Consider the following 1961-nt stretch of genomic DNA (forward strand, 5'->3'; position numbering starts at 1 on the left):
CGGCTGTGGCGGCGGCGGCGTGAGGCGCGCGAGCTCCTGGTTCTCGGTGACGGTGTCGCCTTCCTTGACCAGCACGTCGGTGACCCGCGAGCCCTCCTGGTCGGCGCCGACCACCGCCTCGCGGCGGGGCACGACAAAGCCGGTGACCCGCACCAGATCGGAGAAGCAGGCCTTGCCCGCCTTGGTGACCAGCACCTGAGCCTGCATCCGCGGCTCCTCGGCGGCCTCATGCGGGCGGTGCTCGTACCAGTAATAGCCCGCGAACAGGGCCACGAAGACCACTGCGGTGGCTGCGGTTTTGAGGGATTTCGGCAGCTTCATCGGAGAGCGGATCCGGTCGGCGCGAGGTGCGGTTTGACGATGGAGCGGGGGGCTCCTGCTGAGAGGCGTGGTACGTTCCGACAAGACGATGCGCCCCGCAAGCCTGCGAGACGCATCTGATGACGCCGGTCGCTCGGCGCGACCCCGGCGCGCTAGAACAGACGCGGCGCTCCTGGCGCGCTACTTGGCGGCCGTCTTGCTCTGCATGTTGACGACCTGGACGCGGCGGTTGACCTCGGCCAGCGGCTGGCTCGGATCCTTCAGCTTGCTCTTGCCGTAGCCGACGGTGACCAGATCGGCGCCGGCGATGCCGAACTTCTCGACCAGATAACGCTTGATCGAATCGGCGCGGCGCTCAGAGAGGTCCTGATTGTAGGCGTCGGCGCCTGCGGCATCGGTATGGCCGGCAACGACGAAGGTCGACCCCTTGAGGTCAGGGCTGGTCAGCGCGCGGCCGAGCGCCTGCACCGAGGGCATCGACTTCTGGCTGATATTGGCCGAGTTGTAGTCGAAGGTGATCTCGAGATCGATGTTCGGCTTGGTCTTGGCGACCGCCGCGATCTCCTCGCGCTCCGCTGTCGACAGCGAGCGCGTCGAGCGGCCGCGGATGCTCTGCAGGAACTTGTCCTGCTCCGGGTTCGCGGCGGGCGCGGCCTCCGTCTGCGGCGACATCGACAGGCCGCGGGTCAGCGGCTTCTTCGGACCCGCCAGCGCGCGGACGATCTGGTCTTCCGTCACGTCTTCGGCGGCGAAGGCCTGGCTGAGGCCGAGCGACGCAAACGCGCCCAGGCTCGCGGCCAGCATCAGTCCCGACAGGCCGAGGATCTTGGTCGAATTGGTCTTTGCGGTCATTGCCATCCCTCCTCGCGCACAACTCGCGCGAACGCATCTGCCCATTCTGCCGCGAGCGCCCGCTGGGGCCTCCGGCTGTCCGCAGATATGTCGGTCCGGCCTGTCGCTTGGTTCGATGCGGCCGGCCGTCGTGCGCAGAATCAGCGCACGCCGTAATTCTCGAACTCGCGGACGATGTTCGGATCCATCGCCTTGGCGTTGGCGATGTCGAGCGCACCCTCCTGCGCGGCGCCGTTGCGCTGCTTGGCGAGACCGCGCCCGTACAATGATGACGTCAGCCGCGGATTGATCTTCAGCGCCGCATCGAAATCGGCGATCGCGTTCTTGGTCGCGCCGCTCTTCAGGTTGACGAGGCCGCGACTGTCGAGCGCGTCGACGAAATTCGGCCGCAGCCGCAGCGCCTCGTTGCAGTCGCGCAGCGCCGCCTGCAGCTCGCCGACCACGGTGCGCGCCCAGCAGCGGTTGTTCAGCGCTTCGACATCCTTTGGATTGATCCGGATGCTCTCGTCGAAATCGTGGATCGCCTGCGGATAGGCGCCCTTGCTGGCATAGACCTGGCCGCGCCGGTACAGCGCGGCGGCGTCATCCGGATTGGCCGCGATCTTGGCGGTCAGGCTCTTGATCGTCGGATCTTCGGCCAGAGGGTCTGCGGGTGTCGCGGGAGCGGTGGGCGCAACATTCGCGACCGGCGGAATCGGCGCGGGCGTCGGCACAGGTGGCGGCGGAGATGCCGGTGCGACCGGCACCACCGGCGGCGGCGTGTCCACCTTCTGCACCGGCGAAGGCTG

Annotated in this window: 2 protein-coding genes and 1 pseudogene; all 3 read right to left on the minus strand. The window is 67.9% G+C overall.

Features of this window, described 5'->3' with window-relative positions; all coding sequences use genetic code 11:
• Positions 1-321 (minus strand): annotated as a pseudogene (locus BRAO375_RS07780) (efflux RND transporter periplasmic adaptor subunit); the annotation flags it as partial.
• Positions 322-501: 180 nt separating this feature from the next.
• Positions 502-1173: an OmpA family protein gene (locus BRAO375_RS07785; protein WP_009026914.1), complete on the minus strand. Its 672-nt coding sequence runs from the start codon at positions 1171-1173 to the stop codon at positions 502-504.
• Positions 1174-1313: 140 nt separating this feature from the next.
• On the minus strand, positions 1314-1961 hold a 648-nt coding region (locus tag BRAO375_RS07790; RefSeq protein ID WP_139031336.1), incomplete at its 5' end, for a tetratricopeptide repeat protein.

Source organism: Bradyrhizobium sp. ORS 375 (assembly GCF_000239775.1).
In the GTDB taxonomy this organism is placed as follows: domain Bacteria; phylum Pseudomonadota; class Alphaproteobacteria; order Rhizobiales; family Xanthobacteraceae; genus Bradyrhizobium.